Consider the following 26,034-nt stretch of genomic DNA (forward strand, 5'->3'; position numbering starts at 1 on the left):
GGTGCTTTATATGTATGTAGCTTTATTCTTTGTTTTACTTGTAGTCTTTTTTATCTTAAACAAAACATCAAATAAAATAAATAAACATATTGAGATAAAAGATGCACTGCTTAATCATGATGAACTAATTCAACATGCTAAAGAAATAGCAAAAAATCACTCCGTAGAAAAAAATAAAAAAGGAATTGATATATTATCTCACCGTCTGATAGATAATTATAAGTTTATAACAAATTTATATTTAAAAACTAATGATTTAGCTAAAACAAAAAAGAATTTGCCTTCTGGTAGCGACTGGCTTCTTGATAATTTTTACATAATAGAAGATAATTATAAAAATATTATAAGAAATGTAAACAATAAAACTTTTAAAGAACTTGAAATATTAAACAAAGGATATTATAAAAATTTTCCACGAATATTTATATTAGCAGTAGAACTTATATCTCATACCGATGGTAGAATTGAAAAAGATTTACTTATTGATTTTATAAATGCTTATCAAAAAATCCATCATCTTTCTATGAGCGAAATTTGGGCTTTACCCTTATGTCTTAGTATTGCCCTCTTTGAAAAAATAAGAAACTTATGTGAAAAATTAAACACAACTCAAAACGAGTGGAACAAAGCTGAAGAAATAATTAAACTTGATGATTATGGCAAAATAACCAAAGCATTATCCGATAAATTAGAAAACAAAACATTTACTCCAAGTTTTATTGAACATCTTGTTGAAATATTAAAGAAAAACGAAATATATAACGAACCTGTTTTAGACTTTATAAAATCTAAACTTTTATATGAAAATATAAGCATTGAAAACATAATAAATATTGAACATCAAGAACAAGCACAGATTGCCATTTCTTTTGGAAATAGCATAAATAGTTTAAGACTTATAAACGCTTTAGATTGGAACGAAATATTCGAAGAAATCTCTGTTGTAGATAAAATCCTTTCAAAAGATAAATTTTATAAGTTACAGGACAAAGAAACTAGAGATTACTATAGGCATAAGATCAAAAAAATAGCTTCTAAATACAATGTTTCTGAAAGCAAAGTAGCAAAACATTTAATATTGCTTGCAAGCCAAGCAAATACGGACAAAAAAAGTCATGTTGGATATTACCTTTTGGATGAAGGTTTAAATCTTTTAATAAACAAACTTACAAATAAAAACAATAGAACAAGAAACTTACTTCCTACACTATATTTCTTAACTTTATTTACCCTTTTACTTGCTTTAAACTTTGCTTTATCCTATTACTGTTTTATTAAAACCAAAAATTATACTTTATCAATATTATCCTTTTTGGTGCTTTTAATTCCTTTGAGCGAAGTTTCAATATCTTTTACTAACTGGATATTTACTCACTTTTTAGAACCATCTTTCCTTCCAAAACTTGATTTTAAAGATGGAATTCCAGACGAATACAAGACAATAATAATAATACCTACGGTTTTACCAAATGTAAACAGGGTAAAATCTATATTTAATCAACTTGAAGTAAATTATTGTGCAAACAAAAATAAAAACATATATTTTGCAATTTTAGGAGATTTTATTGATTCTAAACAAGAATTTATGGGAAATGAAGAGGAAATAATAAAAACTGGATTAGAACTTACAAAAGAACTAAACAAAAAATATTCAAAAAATGAAGATATTTTCTATTATCTGCACAGAAAAAGAATTTATAATCCAGCCCAAGAAAAATGGATGGGTTGGGAAAGAAAAAGAGGGGCAATATATGAATTTGTAGAACTTATACGTGGAAATCTAGATACAAACTTCATAATTCTTTCATCAGATATTACCCCACTTAAAAATGCTAAATATATAATTACTATAGATGCTGATACAATAATGCCAATAGGATCAGCAGAAAAACTAATCGGCACTATATGTCATCCTTTAAACAAAGCAGAATACGACGCCAATAAAGGAATAGTAACCAAAGGATACGCCCTTATACAACCAAGAATAGGAATAAACATTGAAAGTGCCAATAAAACTATCTTTTCAAGAATCTTTGCGGGCAATGGAGGAGTGGATCCTTATTCTAAAGCTATTTCAGATATTTATCAAGATATTTTTAAAGAAGCTATATTTACAGGAAAAGGTATATTCGACATTGATATTTTCAAGGATAGCTTAAAAAATATACCTGAAAATACACTACTAAGCCATGATTTAATAGAAGGAAGTTATTTAAGGGTAGGACTTGCAACAGATATAGAACTTATAGATAACTATCCTGAAAAATATAGTTCATATATAATGAGACAACATAGATGGACTAGAGGAGATTGGCAAACAATTCCTTGGCTTAAATCAAAAATTAAAACATCAAATGGTGATTTAATAAATAATCCACTAAATTATATTTCTAAATGGAAAATAATAGATAATCTTCGTCGCAGCTTGGTATTTATATCTAATTTTATCTTGATAACTTATGCTTCTATTTTTATTAAAGATAAATTATTAATATCTACTGCATTAATTTGTATGTTTTTCCCAGTTTTCTTAGGATTTTTAGACTATTTAAACTTAAAATATTTTATATCACCAAAGGAAAAATTAAACGGAAACTTAATATACGGGCTTAAAGCTTCATTTTATCAATGTTTATTAAATTTCATATTTCTTCCATACAATACATATATTATGGCTCATGCTATATTAAAAACTCTTTATAGAATATATATATCAAAGAAAAACACCCTTGAGTGGGTTACTGCAGCAGATGTGGAAAGTTCATTAAACAACGACCTAAAAAGTTTTATAATAAGAATGTATCCCGGATTAATAATTTCATCGGTATATCTTTTATTAGGTCTTTTTAAACAAACTTTAATTCTACCATTAATTTTTTCTTTAATTTGGTTTACCTCACCTTTTGTAGCTTATTATATTAGCAAACCAACTATACGTAAATATGAATTTATTAAAGAAGACATTGATATACTAAGAAGAATCGCAAGAAAAACATGGTTATTTTATGAAGAATTTACTGATAAAAGTAATAATTATCTTCCTATTGACAATTACCAACAAAGTCCTGTAAAAAAAGTTGCCCACAGGACATCTCCAACAAATATTGGTTTTTATCTTTTAAGCTGTCTTTGCGCTAAAAATTTAGGATATATAAGCTTATCTAAAATGCTTACTAAAATCAATGAAACTTTATCAACCATAGAAAAATTAAAAAAATGGAAGGGACATCTTTATAACTGGTACGACACAAAAACATTAGAAGTATTACATCCATATTATATTTCAACAGTTGATAACGGTAATTTTATAGGATATCTAATAACTTTAAAAGAAGGAATAAAGTCTTTATTAAATGAACCTATTTTCTCTAAAAATGATATTGAGGGCTTAAAGGATACTTTAAAACTAGATAATAATCTAAAAGAATATGTTGAGCAATTAGAACAATTAACAAAAAATGAATCCTTTGATATTAAAAAATGGATATCTATTTTAAATGAATTAGAAAAATTAGAACCCTCAAATCTTTTCAGACAAAAAGTTGTTGATGCCGCTAAAGACTTTAAACAGGAAATTGAAAAATTTATTCCTTTATACCTTTTAAATGATGATGAATTTATCACTAAAATACATAATTTTTCAATAAAGAATCTTAATAAATTTTATGAAGATATGTTAAAAGATAAGCCTGAGATTAGCGTATATTTACATAATGTAAAAAATCTACTCAATTTTGCCCATAAAATTATATCTCGTATAGAAACAATAATAGATAATACTAATTTCTCACTACTATATGACGAAAAAAGAGATCTGTTCTCCATAGGATTTAATGTAGAAGAAAATAAACTTACTAATTCATATTATGATCTTTTAGCATCTGAAAGTAGACTTGCAAGTTATATAGCTGTAGCAAAACGTGAAGTTCCTGTAAGTCATTGGTTTAGACTCGGAAGAAGCCTTGTAAAAATAAATGGATATAGAAGCTTAGTTTCTTGGACAGGAACGATGTTTGAATATTTCATGCCTCCAATTGTTATGAAAACTTTTGAAAATACTTTACTTAGTGAGACTTACTATACTGCAATAAAGGCTCAAATAAAATATGGTAACGACAGAAAAGTTCCTTGGGGAACTTCAGAATCTGGTTTTTATACCTTTGACCTTCTTCTTAATTATCAATATAAAGCCTTTGGAGTTCCAGATTTAGGCTTAAAAAGAGGGCTTATAAACGATCTTGTTATTTCACCTTACTCAACAGTTTTAGCACTACCTTTTAGTCCTAAAGAATCCATAGAAAATTTAAAAAGAATAATCAATGAAATAGGAGAAGGAATATATGGTCTTTACGAAGCTATAGACTATACACCAGAAAGACTTCCTAAAAATAAAAATGCAGCAGTGGTTGAAAGTTTCATGGCCCATCATCAAGGAATGATATTAGCCTCAATAAATAATTTTATAAACCAAAATATATTGGTAAGATATTTTCATTCAGATCCTACAATCAAATGTGGAGAATTTTTATTACAAGAAAAAATACCTTTAAGGGTAATAATCACAAAAGAACATAAGGAAATTGTAAAACCATTTAAGCGTGAAGTATATAAAGAACAAACAATAGTTCGTGAAGTTGGAGCCTTTGAATCTGATATACCTATTTGTCATATTTTATCTAATGGAAATTATTCTATAATGCTTACAAATGGAGGTTCAAGTTTTAGCAAATACAATGATATATACATAAACAGATGGAGAGATGACGCTATTCAAAGGCGTTATGGAACATTTATATTCCTTCGCAATCTCAACGATAATAAAGTTTTATCAACTACTTATGAACCAATTTGCAAAAAAGTTAAATATTATAAAGCTAAATTTTCACAAGATAAAGCTGAATATTTATTAAAAGAAGATAATTTAGAAATTCATACAGAAATTTGTGTTTCACCTGAAGATAACTGCGAAATTAGAAAAGTCAATATAACTAACTTTTCTAACGATAATATAACCTTAGAAGCAACAAGTTATAGTGAAATAGTTTTAAACAACATAATGGCTGATATAGCTCACCCTGCATTTAGCAACTTATTTGTAAGAACAGAATTTGATGACAAATATAACTGCATTATAGCATCTAGAAGACCTCGTGAAGAAGGAAGACCACCCCATTTTGCCTTCCATTCACTATTAGTTATTGGAAATAAACTAGGAAACATTGAATATGAAACAGACAGACTTAAATTTTTAGGAAGAGGGAAAAACATCTCAGAACCACAAGCACTTTATCAACCTCTTACAAAATCAATTGGCGCTGTTTTAGATCCTATATTTAGCCTAAGATGTAGATTAGAAATAAAATCAGGTGAAACAGCTACACTAGTATTCTTTACTGGATATGGTAAGACTAAAGAAGAAGTATTAGAACTTAGCAAAAAATATAGCGACTATTCAAACGTTAAGAGAGCCTTTGAACTTGCAAATATAAGGAGCAAAATGGAACTTAGATATTTAAATCTTAAAGCCTCCGAGGTTATAGATTTTGATAATATGTTATCTCACATTTTGTATTTAAGCCCTCTTAAAGCAAAATATAAGGATATAATTAAACAAAATAAAAAGGGACAGCAAGAATTATGGAAATTTGGTATATCAGGAGATATTCCTATAGTTTTAGTTACAATAAATAAATGTGAAGATATTGAAGCAATAAAAACCATGATAAAAGCTCATGAATATTGGAGAAATAAAGGGCTTAAAGTAGACCTTGTAATACTTAACCAAGATGAAAGTTCATATCTACAACCTTTAAGGAATCTTATACAAGATACAATAATGCGAAGCATTACAAGCGATGTTTTAAATAAATCTGGAGGAATTTACGTTTTAAATGAAAAGGAAATGAATGAAGAAGATGTTATTTTACTATTTACTGTAGCAAGATTAATAATACATGCTCAAAAAGGTTCAATATCTAAACAAATAAAGCTTCAAACAAGTTATATTGAAAACCAAAAAATAGATATAGAAATTCCTCAAGAAGAACTTATTTTTAAAGATATACCTGTGCCTGAACTTGATTATTTCAATGGATATGGTGGTTTTGATATAGAAAATAAAGAATATGTTATCAAGCTAAAAGAAAATTCCTCTACTCCTTTACCTTGGTCAAATATTGTAGCAAATAAAAATTTAGGTTTTCTAATAACAGAAAGCGGTGGAGGTTATACTTGGTTTAAAAATAGCCGTGAAAATAAACTAACTCCATGGAGTAACGATCCTGTTTCAGATCCACCAAGCGAAGTAATATACATCCGTGATGAGCATACTAAAGAATTCTGGAGCATAACTTCAAATCCTATAAGAAAAAATATACCCTATATAATTCATCATGGAATTGGATACTCAAAATTTATACAAGAAAGCCATAATTTAAAACAAGAGCTTTTATGTTTCGTTCCTAAAGACGATAGCGTAAAAATAAACTTAATTAAAATAACAAATACTGCTTACGTTAAAAGAAAAATTTCTATTTACTACTATATAAAACCTATGCTTGGAGTAAGTGAAAACAGCACTCAACAATACATAGTAACTGATTTAATTACACATACAGGAACTATACTCTTTAAAAACACATATAACATGGATTTTCCTGACTGCATAGCTTTCATAGACTCTTCCGAAGAAAAAGATAGCTTTACATGCAACCGAATGGAATTTATAGGACCATATAGAAATCTTAAAAATCCTTACGGCCTTTTAAAAGAAAAACTATCTAATAGCTTTGGAGCAGGACTTGATCCATGTGTAGCAATTAAACTTACAGTATCCCTTGAGCCAAATGAAGAAAAGGAAATTTCAATTATTTTAGGAGCTGCTAATAGCAAAGAAGAAGTTGAAAAATTAGCTATTAAATACAAAAACTTAAATAATTGCAAAAAATCATTTGAAGAAGTTAAAAGCTATTGGAAATCAATACTTGATGTTATTCAAGTAGATACCCCTGAAAAATCTATTAATATAATGTTAAACGCTTGGCTTATATATCAAACACTATCGTGTAGATTATTTGCTAGAAGTGCTTTTTATCAAAGTGGCGGTGCATATGGCTTTAGAGACCAGCTTCAAGACGTTTTATCAATGCTTAACATAGCACCTGAAATAGCAAAAGAACAAATAATACTTCACTCTAAACATCAATTTTTAGAAGGAGATGTTCTGCACTGGTGGCATATGTGTAAAGACATCAAAGGTATTAGAACAAAATTTTCCGATGATCTTTTATGGTTACCTTTTGTAGTTGCCGAATATATAACCAAAACTGGTGATTATTCAATTTTAGATATTGAGACTCACTTTGTTGAAGGTGAAAAATTAAAAGAAAATGAAGATGAAAAATACTTTACACCAATTAAATCACAAGAAAAAGCTTCTATATATGAACACTGCATAAAAGCTATTGAACATTCTTTAAAATTTGGAGAACACGGAATACCTCTTATGGGTTCTGGAGATTGGAATGATGGAATGAATACAGTTGGCAATAAAGGAAAAGGTGAAAGCGTATGGCTTGGCTGGTTCTTATTTAGTATACTACAAAAGTTTATTCCTATCTGCAAATTTAAACTTGATTATGAACTTGCTGGAAAATATCAAGAAATTTCAAAGAAAATAATAAAAGCAATAGAAGAAAATGCTTGGGATGGAGAATGGTATAAAAGAGCTTATTTTGATGATGGAACTCCCCTTGGCTCTTCTATAAATCCTGAATGTAAGATAGATTCCCTAGCTCAAACCTGGGGGATAATAAGCAATGGAGCAAATTACAACAGGGCCTTAATTGCAATGAAATCTGTAGAAAATTATTTAATAAACAAAGAAGCCGGGATTATAATGCTCTTTACACCGCCCTTTGATAAAAGCAATTTAAATCCAGGATATATTAAAGGATATGTTCCCGGCGTTAGAGAAAATGGAGGTCAGTATACTCATGCTGCTACCTGGGTAATTTATGCATATGCTCTACTTGGAGATGGTGATAAAGCCGTTGAACTTTACAACATGATAAATCCAATAAATCATTCAAGAACACAATTTGAAGTATCAAAATATAAAGTAGAACCTTACGTTATGGCAGCAGATGTTTATACCGTTGAACCTCACGTAGGAAGAGGTGGCTGGACATGGTATACTGGCTCATCAAGTTGGATGTATAAAGTAGGTTTAGAAGAAATCCTTGGATTTAAAAAGAATGGCGATAAGCTAATCATCGACCCATGTATCCCAAAATCATGGACCCAATATAGTATAACTTATAAATATAAATCCTCAACTTATAAAATAATAGTTAAAAATCCAAATTCTAAAAACAAAGGAGTATCTAAAATAATAATAGACAATAATGTATCAGAAAATAATATAATCAATTTAAATGATGATGGTAAAATTCACCAAGTTGAAGTTATAATGTAAGTGGGAGCTTTCCTCCCACTTACTTAAAAATAATAATTTTTACATCTCCAGGGTTTAAATAAATATCTACATCTTTACCTACAAAAATTTCTTTGCTCTTTATTAATTCAAACAATATATCACATTCTTGTATTTTTTGCTTTATTTTTCTTTCTAACTTATGTTTTTTAAAACTTAAACTTACACATTTTTTAAAATCTCCATTAGCAGCTATAAGTAATAATTTTTCCTTAAAGTCATCTAACTTATATGCAAAAACAAAGGTTGACGGTTCCTTTAGATCAAAATTAATAAAGTTGTTAGATTTTAAAAACTTTAAATACTTTTCTCTAATCTTACTCACTCTTTCTAAAATGCTTATCATATCTTCTTTGCCTTCATTATTCCAATGAAGCGCATATCTATCAAAAAAAGCGAGCTTACCATATAAAGGATCATCTTTAGAAAGCATGTATCTTCCATTTGGCTGAGGATCTAATCCTAAATTCATAGGCTGAACCTCAAATAATTCCATTCCAGAAGTTACAAAAGGAACAGCATTAGGAATAAAATTATTTATAACTACCGTAAATTTAGAAAATGCTTTTCCTCCTTCCCTGGAAGCAGCTCTTGGAGTATCTGGAGTTTCCGCTGTTGCAATCACTGGAAGTTTTAATTTTTTAGATTGCAAAATCATCTTTTTAAAATATCCTTCTTTAATCCTTGGTTGAGCCCACCAATACTCACCTATTATCATATTATATCCTGCCCTCTTAGCTTTTTTATCTGATTTATTATTAAGTTCTTCTGATATAAAACAAAAATTTTTATCAAATTCACGCGGTCTTTTAATAATCATTCTTTCAAGCTCCGATGGAAGTGCATGTCCCATATCTATTCTTGCACCATCTATTCCAAAATTTCTTTGATAATATGGAATTACATCAGCTATTTTATTCCACAATTCAATATTTTTAATTTTACCTTTGAATATGTTTCCTCTAATAATATCAAATAAAATATATGGAGGCTGATCCCTATCTACAAATTTAGAAGACTGCTTAGGATTATCAAGGTACAGCCTTAAATAAGTAACATCATTCCAAGGTGGTTGAGGATCATTTATTGAATCAGAAAAAGCTGGAGCAGTAGTAATTTCAAACTCCTTCTCTATAAGTTCAAAGAAATCTATATTTTTATCTTGACTACATCTTTGTTTTATACTTTCCCATTTTTGAGGATCTATTTTATCTGGAGATGGAACAAATAATTTTAAATGTTCTTTAACTTCATAAGAATTATAAATTTTTTCTATATTACTATTTTCTGCTTTTGTAAAAGGTTCAAATCCTTCTATTTTAGGAGGATGATATTTATCTAAATCCTTTATCTTAATCCAGTAAAACCAATCAGGATGTTCTAAAATCAAATCAGAATCTCTAGCTGAAGTCCTAGGTATTATATCAATAATAACCCTAATTCCAAGAACATGACAAGCTTCAACAAAAGCTCTAAATTCTTCATCTACCGTTGTTTCTAACATGGTATCCTTTAATACAGGATCTATCTCAAAAAAATTTTTTACAGCATAAGGGGAACCCATCTCTCCCTTTGCATATCTTGTGCTGTTCTTTGTAATAGGAAGCATATAAATTACATTAAAACCCATTTTTTTAATAAGCGGTAGTAAAACTATAGTTTTTAAGAAAGTTCCTGTATCTTTAAAGCCAAACTTATTATTAAGTTCTAAATTGCCATCAGAATCATGATCCCATGCAGAAGAAGTTCTAATTTGCATTCCATAAATGCTGCTATCTTTTATCCAGTCTCCCCCATTATTTTTTTCTTTTATCACTTTAGATAGGGGTAATGCATAGTCAATATTTTCCTTCATATTAGATATTATAACTTTTTCTATACACTGAAGATAAAAATTATATGGATTTACTGTAATGGTTCCGTCTTGATTTACTTTTTTCTCTTCTCCTATATATCCAAATGTATCCCAAATAGAAGGTACTTTATATTCAATATTTTTTCCAAATTCAACTTTACTTTTCAATATGCTCGCAACTTTAATCAATGCACTTTTTCTTTCCATAGCCTTCCCCCTCTGTGCAATCGTTTGAACACATACTTATTATACAACAAAATTATTCAAAAAGATAGGCCAAATAGCCTATCTTTTATAAACTACCTCTCCATTAACAACCGTCATAAAAACTTCAATATCTTTTATATCTGAAGGTTTAACCTTAAAAATGTTCTCCTCAAGAACTACAAAATCAGCATATTTTCCTTTTTCTAAACTTCCATATATATTTTCCATATAATTTGCATAGGAAGGATTTTTAGTATAACATTCTATAGCTTGTTTTATCGTAACATTTTCTTCTTTATTTAAATTAATATCATCTACAGCACAATATATTCCAAGAAGTGGTTCAAAACCTCTAAAATAAGTTCCGTCCTTCTTTGTCATAACTGCTGCTCCAAAGGGAGTATCACTATTAAAAATAACTTTAATACCTTTTTCAATAAAAGTTTTAAACCTATACGTATCCTTTATTCTTCTTAATCCTACCCTTGACAATGTTAAGTCCTTTTCTAAATTGAAAATAGGCTGAAAGGACGCTATAAGATTCAACTTTTTAAATCTATCTATATCCTCTTCCCTTATTATTTGTATGTGTTCAACCCTATTTCTAACTTTATCGTTAGGATATAAAGAATATACTTTTTCATAAATATCTAAAAACTTTTTTAGTGCCAAATCCCCAATTGCATGAACAGCCAAAGGAACGTTATTTTTTAGAGAATTTTCAACAATACTATAAATTTCTTCATCCTTTAAAGTTTGAATGCCTTTATTTTCAGGCTCATCTTCATAACCATCTATCAACATAGCTGTTTTAGAACCAAAACTTCCATCCATAAAATACTTACAAGGACCTTTTTTAATCCTTTCACCATCCTCAAGATTTATAAACTCATCAAGCTCCCTACTTTTTCCTAATGCCCCTGCAACTATTCGAATTTTTAAATTTCCTTCATTTTGAAGCTTTTTATATAAATTAAAATACCTAGGATACTGAGTCATAATATCATTAACCATAGTGATTCCACTTTTAAACAATTCATTTTCTAAACAAATTAAAGCCATTTCAAGATATTCATCCCCTACTTTATCCATTATAAGTCCTAGAATATCAAATACCCACTCTTCATAAAAAAGTCCTGTAAGTCCTTTTTCATCTTTTATAGCATTTTGTGAAGTTACTGCTTTACTATGCAAATTTAACTCCTTTAATGCAGCCGTATTTAAAACTAATGAATGTCCATCCTGCCTTACTAAACAAACAGGTTTATCTTGTACTATCTTATCTATATCAAATCTATTTGGCATTTTTCCACCAAAAATTTCTTCATTCCATCCTGAACCAATAACCCACGCATTTTTGCTATATTTTTTTAGTAAAATTTCAAATTCTTCTTTAGTTTTAACATTTTTTAAATTTAAATCCACAACACTTCTTGCTGCTTCTATAAGATGAATATGACTTTCAATAAAACCTGGTAAAACTGTTTTCCCTTCAAGATCAAAAATTTCTCCTTTAAAGTTTTCCTTTAAATCTTTATATTTTCCTAATTTTAATATTTTTCCGTTTTGAACTAACATAGAATCAAATACACTATCATTCTCATCCATTGTATATATAGAGGCATTTGTAAATAATAATTGTTTCATAATTCCCCCCCTTTGTTATATTTATATTTCTATTTTACCATATTTTTCAATCAACTAGACAAAAAATAAAAAAAACTGCATTTAATTTAAAAATGCAGTGTCTAATTCATTTAACAAAAGTGCTAGAAATTCTTCTCTTTTCAAATAAATCCCTGTTTCTAGCTTTACTGAAGTTGCTATATTTTTTAATGTATCATCAAATTCTTCTTGATTTAAATTTATTCCTATGCCTAAAACAACACACTGTAATTTCCCTAAGTAATAAAAAGTTTCTGTTAATACTCCTGCTATTTTCTTGCCATTTAAATAAACATCATTTGGAAATTTTATATCTGCAAATACATTAAATTTCTTCAAAGTTTCCACTATTATTCTTGAAATTAAAATACTAACAACCTCTACATTTTTAATCCAATCAGGATGTAAAATAATTGATAAAGCAATAGAATTTCCCCTATAAGTAACCCATCTTCTTCCATGAGTCCCTCTTCCTTCTGTTTGCTCTTCTGCTAATATACAAAGTCCCCACTCACCTAACTTAGCATATTTTTTTGCAACATCATTTGTAGAAGTTACACGCTCAAAATATATTAGCTTTTTTCCTAATAAATTCGTATTTAATAACGAAAAATATCTTTCAAAATCAAAGTTCACATTTCCAAATACATGAAACATAATAAATTCACCATCACTCAATAAATTTTCCCATTTTTCTAAACTTGTTATATCTATTCTGTAATAAAATATCAATATCTAATTTACTCAGATTATCTATTTCATCTATAAGATTTTGCTTTATACTTTTAGAAACTCTATCTACATCTTTATGAGCTCCTCCAAGAGGCTCTTCTATTATTTTATCTATTACTCCAAAGTTCAAAAGATCTTGAGCAGTTAACTTCATTAATTCTGCAGCTTCTTTAGCCTTTGAAGCATCTTTCCACAAAATACTAGCAAATCCCTCTGGAGACAAAATAGAATATATGGAATGTTCAAGCATCCATACTCTATCAGAAACAGCAAGAGCTAAAGCTCCTCCACTTCCCCCTTCAGCAATCACAATTGAAATTATAGGCACTTTTAAAGTAGACATTTCAAACAAATTCTTAGCAATAGCTTCTCCTTGTCCTCTTTCTTCAGAGCCTATACCACAGAATGCTCCTGGAGTATCTACAAAACATATAATCGGCCTTTTAAATTTTTCTGCCTGCTTCATAAGTCTTAAAGCTTTCCTATAACCTTCAGGATGAGGCATTCCAAAGTTTCTTTTTATATTTTCCTGAGTATTCTTCCCTTTTTGTTGACCAATTACAGTTACAGGCTTACCCTTTAAAAGGGCTATCCCACCTATAATCGCAGGATCATCTCCATAAAGTCTATCTCCATGAAGTTCTATAAAATTATCAAATATTCTTTCAATATAATCAAGAGAAGTAGGTCTTTCAATTTTTCTTGCAAGCTGAACTTTATCCCATGCTCTTATATTTTCAAAGGCCTCTTTTTGAAGTTCTTTTAATTTTTTTTCTAAAATTTCAATCTCATTACTTAAATCTATATTTTGAAGCCTTGAAAATTCCCTTAACTCTTTTATTTTATTTTCAAGCTCACAGACTGCCTTTTCAATTTCAAATATACTCAAGTCATCACCCCCTGTGCATTAAAAGTATATTATAGAGGGTTTTCTTTAAGTTCTCCCTTTCAACAATTAAATCAATAAAACCATGTTCTAATAAAAATTCCGCTCTTTGAAAACCTTGTGGAAGTTTTTGTTTTATAGTTTGTTCTATAACCCTTGGGCCTGCAAAACCAATCAATGCCTTAGGTTCTGCTAAAATAATATCCCCTAACATTGCAAAACTTGCTGTAACTCCTCCTGTTGTAGGATCTGTTAATACTGATATATATAAAAGCCCAGAATCTGAATGTCTTTTTACAGCTGCACTCGTCTTTGCCATCTGCATCAAAGAAAGAATTCCTTCCTGCATTCTTGCGCCACCTGAGGCAGTAAATACTACTACAGGAAGTCTTTTCTCTGTAGCCTTTTCAAAAGCTCTTGTAATCTTTTCTCCAACAACACATCCCATACTTCCCATTAAAAAGTAACTATCCATAACCGCTATTACACAACTTTCACCATTTATTTTCCCTTCTCCCGTAATCACAGCTTCATTTATCCCAGTATCTTTAACTAAATTTTGTATCTTAATATCATAATCTGGATAATCAAGAGGATTTATTGTTTTTAAATTGCTATCATATTCCACAAATGTTCCTTTATCTATAATAAGTTCTATTCTTTGTTTTGCTGTCATTCTAAAATACTTATTACAATTTGGACATCTCATTAAATTCTTCTCTATATCTTCTTTTAAAATTATTTTCCCACATTCATCACATTTTTCAAAAATTCCATCCGGGATAAAAGGTTTAAAATAATTTTCGTTCTTTTTTTCAATTTGAGAAAGGGTTACATACTGCCTCTTTTTAAATAAATTTATCATTTAATCACCACCTTATTATCGGTGTAAAAATCTTGTTAAAAATCCTGTATCATAAGTTCCTTCAATAAACTCTTTTTGGTTTAAAAGTTCATAATGTAAATCAATATTTGTTTTAATTCCTTCTATTACAAATTCTTCAAGAGCCCTTTTCATTCTCTCAATGGCTTCTTTTCTATCCTTTGCATAAACTATAAGTTTTGCTATCATTGAATCATAGGAAGATGGAATAGTATAACCCTGATATATACAACTATCTATTCTAACTCCTAATCCTCCAGGAAAATGAAGAAAATCTATTTTTCCAGGAGATGGTCTAAAACCATTTTCAACATCCTCTGCATTTATCCTACACTCTATTGCATGCCCAATTATTTTTATATCTTCTTGAGAATATTCTAATTTTTCCCCTGCGGCAATCCTTATTTGTTCTTTTATCAGATCTATTCCTGTAATCATTTCCGTAACAGGATGTTCAACTTGTATCCTAGTATTCATCTCTATAAAATAAAAACTTCCATTCTTATCAACTAAAAATTCAACCGTCCCTGCATTTTTATAATTTACTGCCTTTGCAACATCTATTGCTACTTTACCCATCTTTTTTCTTAAATTTTCATCTAAAATAACAGAAGGAGCTTCTTCAATTATTTTTTGATTTTTTCTCTGCATGGAACAGTCTCTTTCTCCAAGATGTAAAACATTACCATAAGAATCTGCTAATATCTGAAACTCAATATGTTTTGGATTTTCAATAAACTTTTCTATATACATCGAGTCATCTCCAAAAGCATTTTTAGCTTCATTTTTAGCCATATCAAAAACTTTAAAAAGCTCATCTATATCCCTTACAATTCTAATTCCTCTTCCACCACCACCTGCAGCTGCTTTTATCATTATAGGAAATCCTATTTTATTAGCAATATCAACAGCTTCCTCTAGACTGTCAACCTTACCATCTGATCCTGGAACTACAGGAATATTATTTTTTATCATAACTTCCCTTGCCTTGGCTTTATCTCCCATAAGCTCAATCGCTTCAGCAGACGGACCTATAAAAGTTATATTACACTCCTCACAAAGCTTTGCAAACTTACTGTTTTCTGATAAAAAACCAAAACCGGGGTGAATTGCCTCTGAACCAGTTAAAATTGCAGCACTTATAATATTTTGCATATTTAAATAACTATCTTTAGCTCTTGCAGGACCTATACATACAGCTTCATCAGCCATTTGAACATGCAATGCTTCTTTATCTATATCCGAAAAAACAGCAACTGTTTTTATTCCCATCTCACGGCATGCCCTTATAATCCTAACTGCAATTTCACCCCTATTGGCTATAAGAATCTTCTTAAACATACCATCACTCCTCAAGTCCTATTACAAATGAAAGTTCTGCCTCACATACCTTTTTATCCTCTACATAAGCTATAGCCTTACCAACTCCAACAGGCCCTTTTCTTTTTATTATTTCAACCTCTAATTTCAAGACATCTCCAGGTAAAACTTTTCTTCTAAAACGTGCTTTATCTATACCTGCAAAATAAGCAATCTTTCCTTTATACTCTTCTAAAGACAAAATAGCAAAAGCTCCAACTTGAGCTAAAGCTTCTATTATTAAAACACCCGGCATAACAGGTTTTTGTGGAAAATGTCCCTTAAAAAAAGGTTCATTAATAGTTACACACTTTATTCCAACAGCCCTTTCCCCTGGAATAACTTCCTCTATCCTATCAATTAAAAGAAAAGGGTATCTATGAGGAATAACTTTCATTATTTCTTCTATATTAAACATTTCTATCACCTACTTTAATCTTAAAAAGTTCTTGTCCATATTCAACCATAGTTTCATTTTCTACTAAAATTTCAACTATTTCACCATCCACATCGCTTTGTATTTCATTCATTATCTTCATAGCTTCAATTATACAAAGGGTATCTCCTTTTTTAACCTTAGTTCCTACTTCAACAAAAGGCTTTAAATTAGGTCCTGGAGCTCTATAAAAAGTTCCAACTAATGGTGCTTTTATAACATGTAAATTTTCAATTTTATCTTTAACTTGTAATTGTGTTTCAACTCTAGCTTCTTCGACTTTTATTTCTTTTTTGATATCTAATCCCTCTTTTTTCATTCTTATAGTTATATCATTTGAAATTATTTCAAGAAAAGTTAAACTAGAATTGTCCACAGCCTTTATAATTTCTTGAATTCCTTTTATGTCCAAATATATCACCCCAAACTATATCTTTTTAAAAATGATACATGCATTATGGCCTCCAAAACCAAAACTATTAGATAAAGCATATCTTATCTCTTTATATCTTCCAACATTAGGAACATAATCAAGGTCACATTCAGGATCAGGATTTTCATATCCAATAGTTGGAGGAATAAATCCTTCCTCTATTGCTTTAACACAAATTACAGCTTCAACTGCTCCTGCAGCTCCTAAAAGATGACCAGTCATGGATTTTGTTGAACTTACTGGAATATTTTTAGCATACTCTTTAAATACTTTTTTTATTGCCAAAGTTTCAAGTTTGTCATTAAGTGGCGTGCTTGTTCCATGAGCATTTATATATGAAATTTCTTCTTTTTGTATTCCTGCATCTAAAATTGCCATTTCAATTGCTCTAATGGCTCCTTCGGCGTTTTCATCAGGTGCTGTCATGTGAAAAGCATCACAAGTAAAGCCATATCCTACAATTTCAGCATATATCTTGGCACCTCTTTTTAATGCATGTTCATATTCTTCTAAGATTAAAATTCCTGCTCCTTCTCCCATAACAAATCCACTTCTATTTAAATCAAAAGGTATACTTGCTCTCTTAGGATCATTGGAACTTGTAAGAGCTGTTAAATTTGTAAATCCTGCAAGAGCAAGGGGAGTTATAGGAGCCTCTGCACCTCCTGCTATAGCTACGTCTAAATATCCCATTTGAATATACCTAAATGCCTCACCTATTGCATTTGTTCCTGAAGCACATGCTGTAACAACCGACGAACAAATCCCCTTAGCTTTAAATTTTATAGCAACATTTCCAGCAGCAAGATTTATTATAGCCATTGGAATAAACAAAGGTCCAACCCTATTAGGGCCTTTCTCAATAAGATTTTTATGTTCCTTTTCTATAGTTAAAAGCCCACCAATTCCAGAACCTATAACTACTCCAAACTTATTTTTATCTATAGTATCTAAATCCAGCTTAGAGTCTTTTATAGCTTCAATTGAAGAAGCCAATGCAAATTGACAAAACCTATCCATCCTTTTTGCTTCCTTTTTATCTACATAATCACTAGGATCAAAGTCCTTAACTTCAGCTGCAACTTTGACTTTAAAATTTTCAGTATCAAAACTTTTTATATAATCAATTCCACACTTTCCTTCTTTAATACCTTTAAAGAAGGTATTAACATCATTTCCTAAAGGCGTTATAGCACCAAGCCCTGTAATAACTACTCTTCTTTTCATAAAATTCCTCCTTACATTACCATGCCACCATCTACATTTATAACCTGTCCTGTAATATAGGATGCCATATCAGAAGCTAAAAATAACGCAACATTAGCAACATCCTCACATAATCCAAACCTTTTTAATGGTATTAGGTCTAGCATTTTTTCTTTTATTTTTTCAGGCAATTTATCAGTCATATCGGTAACTATAAACCCTGGAGCTATAGCATTTACTGTTATGTTTTTAGAAGCTACTTCCTTTGCAACTGATTTTGTAAGCCCAATAAGCCCTGCTTTTGATGCAGCATAGTTAGCCTGACCTACATTTCCTATAATACCTATAATCGATGATATATTAATTATCCTACCACTTTTTTGTTTTATCATAATAGGTAAACTCGCTTTTATAAGATTAAACGCTCCTTTAAGATTAACATCTAAAACCTCATCAAATTCCTCTAATTTCATCCTTAAAACAAGATTATCCCTTGTTATACCTGCATTGTTAACCAATATGTCTAACCTTCCAAATTTTTCAATACATGATTTAACCATTCTTTCTGCATCTTCAAAATTTCTTACATTACCTTCTACTAGAAGAACATCTACTCCAAAACTTTTTATAGTATTTTCAAGTTCTTTCAAATTTTCAGAATAACTTCTATAATTTATAACAACATCTGCTCCTTCTTTAGCAAATTTTAAAGCAATCTCTCTTCCTATACCTTTTGCTGAACCTGTAATTAAAGCCACCTTTCCTTTTAACATTTAATCTCCTCCAATTCTTTTATTGTTTTTTGCAAAGATGCCATATCTTCTATATTTAAAGCCTTTACGTTCTTCTCTATCTTTCTTAAAAATCCTGATAAAACTTTACCAGGTCCTAGTTCTATAAAAGTATCAACACCTAAACTAATTAACTTTTTTATACTATCCTCCCAAAAAACAGCACTCTTCATTTGGTATTTTAAAGATTCCCTTATATTTTCACTTAGAAAATCTCCTGTTTCATTTGCAATTATAGGAATTTCAGGTTTTTTAAATTCAAACTTTAAAAGCTCATTATAAAATTTTTCTGCAGCATCCTTTAAAAGCTCAGTATGGAATGCACCACTAACTGAAAGCTTTACAAATCTTCCTTTTTTTTGTTCAGTCAAAACTCTTGCTTGCTCTAAAGCATTATTATGCCCTGCTATTACAACTTGTTTTGGACAATTAAAATTTGCTATAGCTAAAAATTCTTTATCCTTTGCTTTTTCAACTATTAGCTTGACATCCTTCTCATCAAGCCCAATTATTGCAGCCATACCATAATTTCCATCTTTAAAAGCTTCTTGCATAAACTTTCCTCTTAAGTTAACAACCTTTATGGCATCTTCAAAACTTAAAACATTAGCTGCAACCAAGGCAGAATATTCGCCAAGGCTAAACCCCGCTAAATAATCAGCTTTTATTCCTAACTTTTTTGCTGTCAAAAAAGCTGCAATACTAACTGTTAGAACACAAACCTGCGTATTTTCAGTTTTATCTAATTCTTCCTTAGGTCCCATGAAACAAAGATTTGCAATATCTTTATTAGAAACTTTACTTGCAACCTCAAACAATTCTCTAACTTCTTTAAAATTGTCATATAATTCCTTTCCCATACCCACATACTGGGAGCCTTGACCAGAGAATAAAAAAGCTATTTTCATTTTTATCACCTCAAACTTTTTTCAAAAACCTTTCTATAGTTTCTTTTGCCCCTTTTATCAAATCCTCAATTATTTCTTGGCAAGTTTGTTCTTTATTTATAAGTCCTGCTATTTGTCCTGCCATTACAGAACCCATTTCTACATCTCCTTCTACAGCCTTTTTTAAACTTCCTTTACCTATTTCCTCAAACTTTTCAATATCAACCCTTTCCTTTTCCATTTGAAGCATAATTCTTGCAAGTTTATTATAAAGTATCCTTACAGGATGCCCCGTATATCTTCCTGTTACAACTGTATCTATATCCTTTGCTTTTAAAATCATATCCTTGTAGTTTTGATGAATTTTACATTCCTTTGCAACTAAAAACCTAGTTCCTAGTTGAACTCCTTCTGCTCCTAACATAAAAGCTGCAGCAACACCACGTCCATCTCCAATTCCTCCTGCAGCAATAACCGGAATACTTACTGCATCAACAACTTGCGGAACAAGGGCCATAGTTGTAAGCTCTCCAACATGTCCTCCAGATTCTCCACCTTCTGCTATAACCGCATCAGCTCCATATTTTTCGACTCTTCTTGCAAGGGCAACAGAAGGAACAACAGGAATAACTTTTATTCCATTTTTCTTCCAAAGCTCTATATACTTTGATGGATTCCCAGCCCCTGTTGTTACAACACTAACTTTTTCTTCCGCAACCACTTTAGCAACCTCATCTGCATAAGGACTAAGAAGCATTATATTTACTCCAAAAGGCTTGTTTGTTAAAGTTTTTGCCTTTCTTATTTCTTCCCTTACATATTCTTTAGGTGCATTTCCTGCAGCTATAATTCCAAGACCACCAGCATTTGAGACTGCTGATGCCAAAGTAGCATCAGCAATCCAAGCCATTCCACCTTGAAATATAGGATATTTTATTCCTAGCATTTGAGTTATTCTTGTATCAAACATAAAATCACCTACCTAAACCTTCTATGTAATCAACTACATCTTTAACCGTTTTAAAACCTTCTCCTTCAGCAATTTCAATTCCAAAAGCTTCTTCAACATTCATAACAAGCTCAACCAAGTCAAGGGAATCAAGTCCTAAGTCCTCAAAACTCGTATCAAGTTTTATGTCTTCCTTATCAATACCCATGTTTTCCGAAATAATTTCTCTTAATTTTTCAAATACCATAAAACCTCTCCTTTCTTTGAAAACCAAATATTTTGATATTAAAAGTTTTTGATAAACAAAAATTACATCTCAATTAACGCAGCTCCCCACGTTAAACCTCCACCAAAACCTACAAGAACTACCTTATTTCCTTTTTTAACCACTCCTCTTTTTAGTGCTTCATCTAAAGCTATAGGGATACTTGCTGCTGAGGTATTTCCATAATTTTGTATATTAATATAAAATTTATCTAACGGTAATTTAAGCTTTTTCGCTGCAAACTCAATTATTCTTATATTAGCCTGATGAGGAATAATCAAATCTATATCCTCTAATGTTAAATTAGAATTTTTTAAAACTTTTTCAATGCTACTTACTATAACCTCTGTTGCAAATTTAAATACTTCTTTTCCATCCATATATACATAAGGTTTAGGCTGAAAAGATGAAACAAAAGGGTTATTAACTGAAACAGCAGGTATTTTTAAAAGTTTTCCTTTTGAACCATCAGAAGCTATGAAATAATTTAAAATCCCTTTTTCTTGGCTTGCTTTTAAAAATGCTGCCCCTGCACCATCTCCAAACAAAACACAAGTATTTCTATCCTGCCAATCAACAACCTTAGTTAAAACCTCAGCCCCTACTATTAAAGCATTACTAAAAAGACCTCCTTTTATCATAGAAGCAGCCACGGAAAGAGCATATAAAAAACCACTACAGGCAGCATTTATGTCAAAACAAGCAGCATTAACTAAATTCAATCTTTCTTGTAAAATACATGCAACAGAGGGAGTAAAATTATCCGGAGTTACTGTTGCTACAATTACAGCTTCTACACTTTTGGGATCAATATTGGCATCATAAATAGCTCTTTTAGCAGCTTCATAAGCTAAATCTGAAGTATTTTCCCCATTTGAAATATGCCTTTTCTTTATACCTGTTCTTGTAGTTATCCATTCATCACTTGTTTGAACTATTGAACTTAAAAACTCATTATCAAGTATCTTCTTAGGAACATAACTTCCTGTTGAAACTATTTTTACCTCTTTCATTTATCTCACTCTTTTCTAATTAAATTATATTTTTTTCTAAAAAACTCTTTTAACTTTTCTAACGAATTAATAAGAATTTTTTCTTCCTCTTCAGAAAGCCCTTCTATAATACTTCGTATCATTTCATGATGAAATCTTTCATGAATTTTAAAAACAAGCTCACCTTTTTTAGTAAGTCTTACTAAAACCACCCTTCTATCAACCTCTGATCTAAATCTTTCTACATAGCCTTTTTTTACTAATTTATCCACCATTATAGTTAAAGTTCCCATTGTAACCTTTAAATCTTGCGCAACTTCTCCCATAGTTCTTTCGTTACCTTTTCCTATTGCCTCTATTGCATGAACTTCTGTAATAGAAACATCAGATAAATCGCTATTTTTTAAAGCATTTTGTTCGATTAAAAGAATGTCATTAAATATATCTACAAGAAGCTGATTTAAAACCATGTAGGTTTTATTCATTATACCACCTCAAAATCTTATTCTTTTGTCTAACTCTAAAGATATAAAATATGCCGCTACTGCTTTTATTATATCAGGAATTATAAATGGAACCATACCTATTTTAATGGATTTTATAAAATCCATACCAGTTACATACTTTAAATAACAAACACCAAAGGCATATACTATAAAAACACTTAAAAGTAAAACAAGGAATCTAATAACCTCACTTTTTATTTTTGTTAAATATCCCAAAATAAATGCAACTATAGGAAAAGAAACTAAATATCCTCCTGTAGGTCCTATTAAAACACTAATTCCTCCTTTTCCTCCAGCAAAAACAGGAAGACCTATGCTTCCCAACAATAAATAACCTAAAACAGCTAAACTTCCATCATACGGCCCTAATAATATGCCTATTAAAAATATACCAAAGGTTTGTAAAGTTATAGGAACTGTCCCTATTGGAATAGAAAACAAGGATAAAATACATAAAATAGATACAAATAAACTAATTTTAACTAATCTCTTTGTTGTCAATAAAGTCCCTCCCATTGTTTTGATATTCAAATATTTTTATTTTCAAAATATATTTTATTATAAAATTTACTTAAAGTCAATAAAAAATAGGGATCAATAGTTGATATTTTCAAAGCTATCCTAGCTTTTAAATCATAAATACCTAAAACATCAAAATGTTTTATTCTATAAAACGGATCTAAAGCACTATTTGTAACGGAATTAAAATAGCTTTAGGCTCTGTAAGCAAAAATGCCATGATTATTTTAGAAAATACTAGATTAAAAGAATATTTCGATGTTATTATAGATGGAAACAAAGTAACAAAAGCTAAACCTGATCCTGAAGTATTTTTAAAAGCGGCAAAGGAATTAAATTTAAAACCTGAAGAATGCTTAGTTTTTAAAATGGATTTAAAAATATAGACATATCTATATTGAAGGCCCTTTAATTAAGGGCCTAGTATATTTTATTAAAAAAATAAAAAAATAAATATTAGAAACTTTAATTGGAGGTGAACTTATGAATTTAAGACCTACTATAGGTTGGGGATTATGGCTTTTGATTCATATAATTGCTATTCCAATTTTATTTTATATAGGAAATAGCTTAGCTAAAAAAGAGGTTAAATAAGGAGGTTTAAAAATGTATACACCAAGAATCGGATGGACTTATTGGATAATATTACATTTGATTGCTATCCCACTAACTATATATATAGGATCTTTATTTAAACCTAGGGAAAAAACAAAAGCCTAAAAAAAGACCACCATTTTGGTGGTCATACTTTATGTATTTACTAAAGCTATAATTCCTCCTACTAATATAAGCATAAGTATAGATATAGCTACTGCTGTTTCAAATTTTTCTTCTTTTAAAGCTTTGTATATAAATTTTGTACATATAAATAAATCTAATCCTACAAACAGAAAGTAATAACCCCAAATTCCAACTGCTCTAATAACCATTCTAGCAATAAACTTAAACACAGTAAATTCCGGAATTATCCTTGGGAAAAAATCCATCATAAATTAAAACATCTCCTAAATTAGTTATTGCCATTAACCCTATTCTCTTTTCTACTAAATATCAATGCTATTAAACCTCCTAATATAGCTGGAACTATCCACGCAAACCCAGAACTTGCAAATGGCAATTTAGCTATAAAATTTTGAGCTACTTTTATATTTATTCCAATTGCAGCAAGACCATCAATTATACTTATTATCAAAGTTAAATATACTGCTCCTGCATAAACATTTTTATTCTTTATATATTCATCAAATATATTTAATACTATTAAAACTATAACAACCGGATAAACAGTAACTAATAAAGGAACTGCTATTTTTACTATTTTTTCAACCCCAAAATTTGATACAATAGCACTAAATACAGTAATTATTATTACAACTGCCTTATAACTTATTCTATCATTACTAATCTTTGAGAAAAATTCTCCTGCAGTTGCTGTAAGTCCAACAGATGTTGTAAGACATGCAAAAGCAACAGCAAGTCCAAGGGCAACTTTACCAAAATTCCCTAAAATCCTTTCTGTTATACCTATAATAAGCTCAGTCTTTGATATTTCAGGACTATATATAGTCGTTGCTGTAGCACCAAGATACATAAGGCCTCCATATACTAAAAGAAGTCCTGTTGCAGCAATCATTCCTGCTATAACCGTTAGCTTTATCTGATCTCTTTTTTCAGTATACCCCTTTGCAACAACACTTGATATAACTATACCCGCAAATACTGTTGATGCTAACGCATCCATAGTTTGATATCCTTCTGAAAATGCCCTTGAGAAAGGATTTTGTAAACCTGTTGAAGCAAGTTGTCCAATAGGAGATACTATACCCTTTACAATAATTATAGCTAACATAGCAAGTAAAACAGGAGTTAATATTTTACCTATTTTATCAATAACAGAAGAAGGATTTATTACAAAATATAAATTTATAGCAAAGAAAATAGTTGTAGCAACAACAGAGCTAACATTTGGGAAAAGAGGCTTTACTCCCATTTCAAAGGTAGTTGCACCTGTTCTAGGTATCGCAAGAAGTGGTCCTATTGCTAACATAATAATTATTCCTAGACCTTTACTAAATGAACTACTAACCTTACCTGCAAATTTTTCAAAATCTCCATCGTTTTTTGACATAACTATAATTCCAGTTAAAGGCAAACCAATGCCTGTAAGTAAAAATCCTAAGAGGGCTAGATACCACTTATCTCCTGATAAAAGTCCTATGTATGGAGGGAAAATTAAATTTCCTGCTCCAAAGAACATAGCAAATAATGCCAGTCCAATTACTAAAACGTCATTGAATTTTTTCATATCCTTACCTCCTATGTAATATTTTTAAATTTTATGAATATTATAACTTGTCCTAAAATTATTATAATATTAAACATATAGAGATGCAATAAAAAATAAATACCATTAATAAAAAATGCTTGCCACGTAGGTGACAAGCATTTTTTATTAATGGTGGAGATGAGGAGATTCGAACTCCTGACCCCCTGCTTGCAAGGCAGGTGCTCTCCCAACTGAGCTACACCCCCACATGGTGGGCCTTCAGGGACTCGAACCCCGGACCGACCGGTTATGAGCCGGTTGCTCTAGCCAACTGAGCTAAAGGCCCTTCTTACCCGGCAGTCACCTACTCTCCCAGGCCGTCTCCAGCCTAGTACCATCGGCGAAGGTAGGCTTAACCTTCGTGTTCGGAATGGGAACGGGTGTTTCCCTACCTCCATCACCACCGGATATACACAACTGCACAAGTAGATCAAGTCCTCGACCTATTAGTACCAGTCAGCTAAACGCCTTACGACGCTTACACCTCTGGCCTATCTACCTGGTAGTCTTCCAGGGGTCTTACCGCTCTCGCGTGGGAAATCTCATCTCGGGGTGGGCTTCGCGCTTAGATGCCTTCAGCGCTTATCCCGTCCGAACATGGCTACCCAGCTGTGCCCTTGGCAAGACAACTGGTGCACCAGAG

The 26,034-nt window shown here is 30.5% G+C and carries 20 protein-coding genes, 2 tRNA genes and 2 rRNA genes; 2 read left to right on the forward strand and 22 right to left on the reverse strand.

The features are described from left to right. Positions 1–10: 10 nt before the first annotated feature. A complete protein-coding gene (locus C4R78_RS06800; RefSeq protein ID WP_103896333.1) occupies positions 11–8,476 on the forward strand; it encodes a glycoside hydrolase family 94 protein in 8,466 nt (2,821 codons plus the stop codon). Between the two features lie 19 nt (positions 8,477–8,495). Here C4R78_RS06800 and C4R78_RS06805 read toward each other — a convergent pair whose 3' ends face one another. The 16 genes from C4R78_RS06805 to C4R78_RS06880 form a co-directional block, all read right to left on the reverse strand. Next, positions 8,496–10,556, reverse strand: a complete 2,061-nt coding sequence (locus tag C4R78_RS06805) for an alpha-amylase family glycosyl hydrolase (protein WP_103896334.1) — start codon at positions 10,554–10,556, stop codon at positions 8,496–8,498. Positions 10,557–10,634: 78 nt separating this feature from the next. Continuing rightward, on the reverse strand, positions 10,635–12,203 hold the full coding sequence (locus C4R78_RS06810) for an amidohydrolase (protein WP_103896335.1): 1,569 nt from the start codon (positions 12,201–12,203) through the stop codon (positions 10,635–10,637). An 81-nt stretch (positions 12,204–12,284) separates the two neighbouring features. Next, the gene (locus tag C4R78_RS06815; RefSeq protein ID WP_103896336.1) at positions 12,285–12,878 is read right to left on the reverse strand and encodes a biotin--[acetyl-CoA-carboxylase] ligase; all 594 of its coding nucleotides are present in this window, start codon (positions 12,876–12,878) and stop codon (positions 12,285–12,287) included. 13 nt (positions 12,879–12,891) lie between these two features. Continuing rightward, the gene (locus C4R78_RS06820) at positions 12,892–13,836 is read right to left on the reverse strand and encodes an acetyl-CoA carboxylase carboxyltransferase subunit alpha (protein WP_103896352.1); all 945 of its coding nucleotides are present in this window, start codon (positions 13,834–13,836) and stop codon (positions 12,892–12,894) included. Between the two features lie 10 nt (positions 13,837–13,846). After that, positions 13,847–14,701 carry an acetyl-CoA carboxylase, carboxyltransferase subunit beta gene (gene accD / locus C4R78_RS06825; RefSeq protein WP_173689751.1) on the reverse strand — a complete coding sequence of 285 codons (855 nt, stop codon included), beginning with the start codon at positions 14,699–14,701 and terminating at the stop codon, positions 13,847–13,849. A gap of 18 nt (positions 14,702–14,719) precedes the next feature. Then, positions 14,720–16,063, reverse strand: a complete 1,344-nt coding sequence (locus C4R78_RS06830; protein WP_103896338.1) for an acetyl-CoA carboxylase biotin carboxylase subunit — start codon at positions 16,061–16,063, stop codon at positions 14,720–14,722. Between the two features lie 4 nt (positions 16,064–16,067). After that, a complete protein-coding gene (gene fabZ / locus C4R78_RS06835; RefSeq protein ID WP_103896339.1) occupies positions 16,068–16,499 on the reverse strand; it encodes a 3-hydroxyacyl-ACP dehydratase FabZ in 432 nt (143 codons plus the stop codon). Further along, positions 16,492–16,929, reverse strand: a complete 438-nt coding sequence (accB, locus tag C4R78_RS06840; RefSeq protein WP_103896340.1) for an acetyl-CoA carboxylase biotin carboxyl carrier protein — start codon at positions 16,927–16,929, stop codon at positions 16,492–16,494. The genes fabZ and accB overlap by 8 nt, the downstream gene beginning before the upstream one ends. A 15-nt stretch (positions 16,930–16,944) precedes the next feature. After that, positions 16,945–18,177 (reverse strand): beta-ketoacyl-ACP synthase II, encoded by a 1,233-nt coding sequence (gene fabF, locus C4R78_RS06845; protein WP_103896341.1) that lies wholly within the window; start codon positions 18,175–18,177, stop codon positions 16,945–16,947. A gap of 11 nt (positions 18,178–18,188) precedes the next feature. Beyond that, entirely contained in the window at positions 18,189–18,929 is a 741-nt protein-coding gene (gene fabG, locus C4R78_RS06850; RefSeq protein WP_103896342.1) for a 3-oxoacyl-[acyl-carrier-protein] reductase, read from the reverse strand. Next, positions 18,923–19,855, reverse strand: coding sequence for an ACP S-malonyltransferase (gene fabD / locus C4R78_RS06855; RefSeq protein WP_103896343.1), 933 nt, complete (start codon positions 19,853–19,855; stop codon positions 18,923–18,925). Before fabD ends, fabG begins: the two co-directional genes overlap by 7 nt. A gap of 10 nt (positions 19,856–19,865) precedes the next feature. Next, positions 19,866–20,804, reverse strand: coding sequence for an enoyl-[acyl-carrier-protein] reductase FabK (gene fabK / locus C4R78_RS06860; RefSeq protein ID WP_103896344.1), 939 nt, complete (start codon positions 20,802–20,804; stop codon positions 19,866–19,868). 4 nt (positions 20,805–20,808) lie between these two features. Continuing rightward, positions 20,809–21,030 (reverse strand): acyl carrier protein, encoded by a 222-nt coding sequence (acpP, locus tag C4R78_RS06865; protein WP_103896345.1) that lies wholly within the window; start codon positions 21,028–21,030, stop codon positions 20,809–20,811. A gap of 62 nt (positions 21,031–21,092) precedes the next feature. Continuing rightward, the gene (locus C4R78_RS06870) at positions 21,093–22,061 is read right to left on the reverse strand and encodes a beta-ketoacyl-ACP synthase III (RefSeq protein WP_103896346.1); all 969 of its coding nucleotides are present in this window, start codon (positions 22,059–22,061) and stop codon (positions 21,093–21,095) included. A 5-nt stretch (positions 22,062–22,066) separates the two neighbouring features. Then, positions 22,067–22,525, reverse strand: a complete 459-nt coding sequence (locus C4R78_RS06875) for a MarR family winged helix-turn-helix transcriptional regulator (protein ID WP_103896347.1) — start codon at positions 22,523–22,525, stop codon at positions 22,067–22,069. Between the two features lie 9 nt (positions 22,526–22,534). Next, positions 22,535–23,047 (reverse strand): biotin transporter BioY, encoded by a 513-nt coding sequence (locus tag C4R78_RS06880; RefSeq protein ID WP_159945852.1) that lies wholly within the window; start codon positions 23,045–23,047, stop codon positions 22,535–22,537. Positions 23,048–23,253: 206 nt separating this feature from the next. Between C4R78_RS06880 and C4R78_RS06885 the strand changes: the two genes are divergently transcribed. Further along, a complete protein-coding gene (locus C4R78_RS06885; RefSeq protein WP_341456813.1) occupies positions 23,254–23,451 on the forward strand; it encodes an HAD family hydrolase in 198 nt (65 codons plus the stop codon). Positions 23,452–23,814: 363 nt separating this feature from the next. On the opposite strand, the gene C4R78_RS06890 is transcribed toward C4R78_RS06885, so the two are convergent. The 6 genes from C4R78_RS06890 to C4R78_RS06915 all read right to left on the reverse strand — a co-directional run. Further along, entirely contained in the window at positions 23,815–24,054 is a 240-nt protein-coding gene (locus C4R78_RS06890) for a hypothetical protein (RefSeq protein WP_103896350.1), read from the reverse strand. A 20-nt stretch (positions 24,055–24,074) separates the two neighbouring features. Beyond that, the gene (brnQ, locus tag C4R78_RS06895) at positions 24,075–25,370 is read right to left on the reverse strand and encodes a branched-chain amino acid transport system II carrier protein (RefSeq protein WP_103896351.1); all 1,296 of its coding nucleotides are present in this window, start codon (positions 25,368–25,370) and stop codon (positions 24,075–24,077) included. Between the two features lie 151 nt (positions 25,371–25,521). After that, a tRNA-Ala gene (locus C4R78_RS06900) sits at positions 25,522–25,597 on the reverse strand. A gap of 3 nt (positions 25,598–25,600) precedes the next feature. After that, a tRNA-Ile gene (locus tag C4R78_RS06905) sits at positions 25,601–25,677 on the reverse strand. 5 nt (positions 25,678–25,682) lie between these two features. Next, positions 25,683–25,799, reverse strand: a 5S ribosomal RNA gene (gene rrf, locus C4R78_RS06910). 18 nt (positions 25,800–25,817) lie between these two features. Further along, a 23S ribosomal RNA gene (locus C4R78_RS06915) occupies positions 25,818–26,034 on the reverse strand; the annotation flags it as partial.

Origin of the sequence: Caloramator fervidus, from assembly GCF_900108045.1 — a bacterium.
Classification (GTDB): Bacteria; Bacillota; Clostridia; order Clostridiales; family Caloramatoraceae; genus Caloramator; species Caloramator fervidus.

Coding starts and splice junctions, on each gene's coding strand:
- C4R78_RS06800 (WP_103896333.1), top strand. CDS start 11: ATGTATGTAGCTTTATTCTTTGTTTTACTTGTAGTCTTTTTTATCTTA.
- C4R78_RS06805 (WP_103896334.1), bottom strand. CDS start 10,556: ATGGAAAGAAAAAGTGCATTGATTAAAGTTGCGAGCATATTGAAAAGT.
- C4R78_RS06810 (WP_103896335.1), bottom strand. CDS start 12,203: ATGAAACAATTATTATTTACAAATGCCTCTATATATACAATGGATGAG.
- C4R78_RS06815 (WP_103896336.1), bottom strand. CDS start 12,878: ATGTTTCATGTATTTGGAAATGTGAACTTTGATTTTGAAAGATATTTT.
- C4R78_RS06830 (WP_103896338.1), bottom strand. CDS start 16,063: ATGTTTAAGAAGATTCTTATAGCCAATAGGGGTGAAATTGCAGTTAGG.
- fabZ (WP_103896339.1), bottom strand. CDS start 16,499: ATGTTTAATATAGAAGAAATAATGAAAGTTATTCCTCATAGATACCCT.
- fabF (WP_103896341.1), bottom strand. CDS start 18,177: ATGAAAAGAAGAGTAGTTATTACAGGGCTTGGTGCTATAACGCCTTTA.
- fabG (WP_103896342.1), bottom strand. CDS start 18,929: ATGTTAAAAGGAAAGGTGGCTTTAATTACAGGTTCAGCAAAAGGTATA.
- fabD (WP_103896343.1), bottom strand. CDS start 19,855: ATGAAAATAGCTTTTTTATTCTCTGGTCAAGGCTCCCAGTATGTGGGT.
- fabK (WP_103896344.1), bottom strand. CDS start 20,804: ATGTTTGATACAAGAATAACTCAAATGCTAGGAATAAAATATCCTATA.
- acpP (WP_103896345.1), bottom strand. CDS start 21,030: ATGGTATTTGAAAAATTAAGAGAAATTATTTCGGAAAACATGGGTATT.
- C4R78_RS06870 (WP_103896346.1), bottom strand. CDS start 22,061: ATGAAAGAGGTAAAAATAGTTTCAACAGGAAGTTATGTTCCTAAGAAG.
- C4R78_RS06875 (WP_103896347.1), bottom strand. CDS start 22,525: ATGAATAAAACCTACATGGTTTTAAATCAGCTTCTTGTAGATATATTT.
- C4R78_RS06890 (WP_103896350.1), bottom strand. CDS start 24,054: ATGATGGATTTTTTCCCAAGGATAATTCCGGAATTTACTGTGTTTAAG.
- brnQ (WP_103896351.1), bottom strand. CDS start 25,370: ATGAAAAAATTCAATGACGTTTTAGTAATTGGACTGGCATTATTTGCT.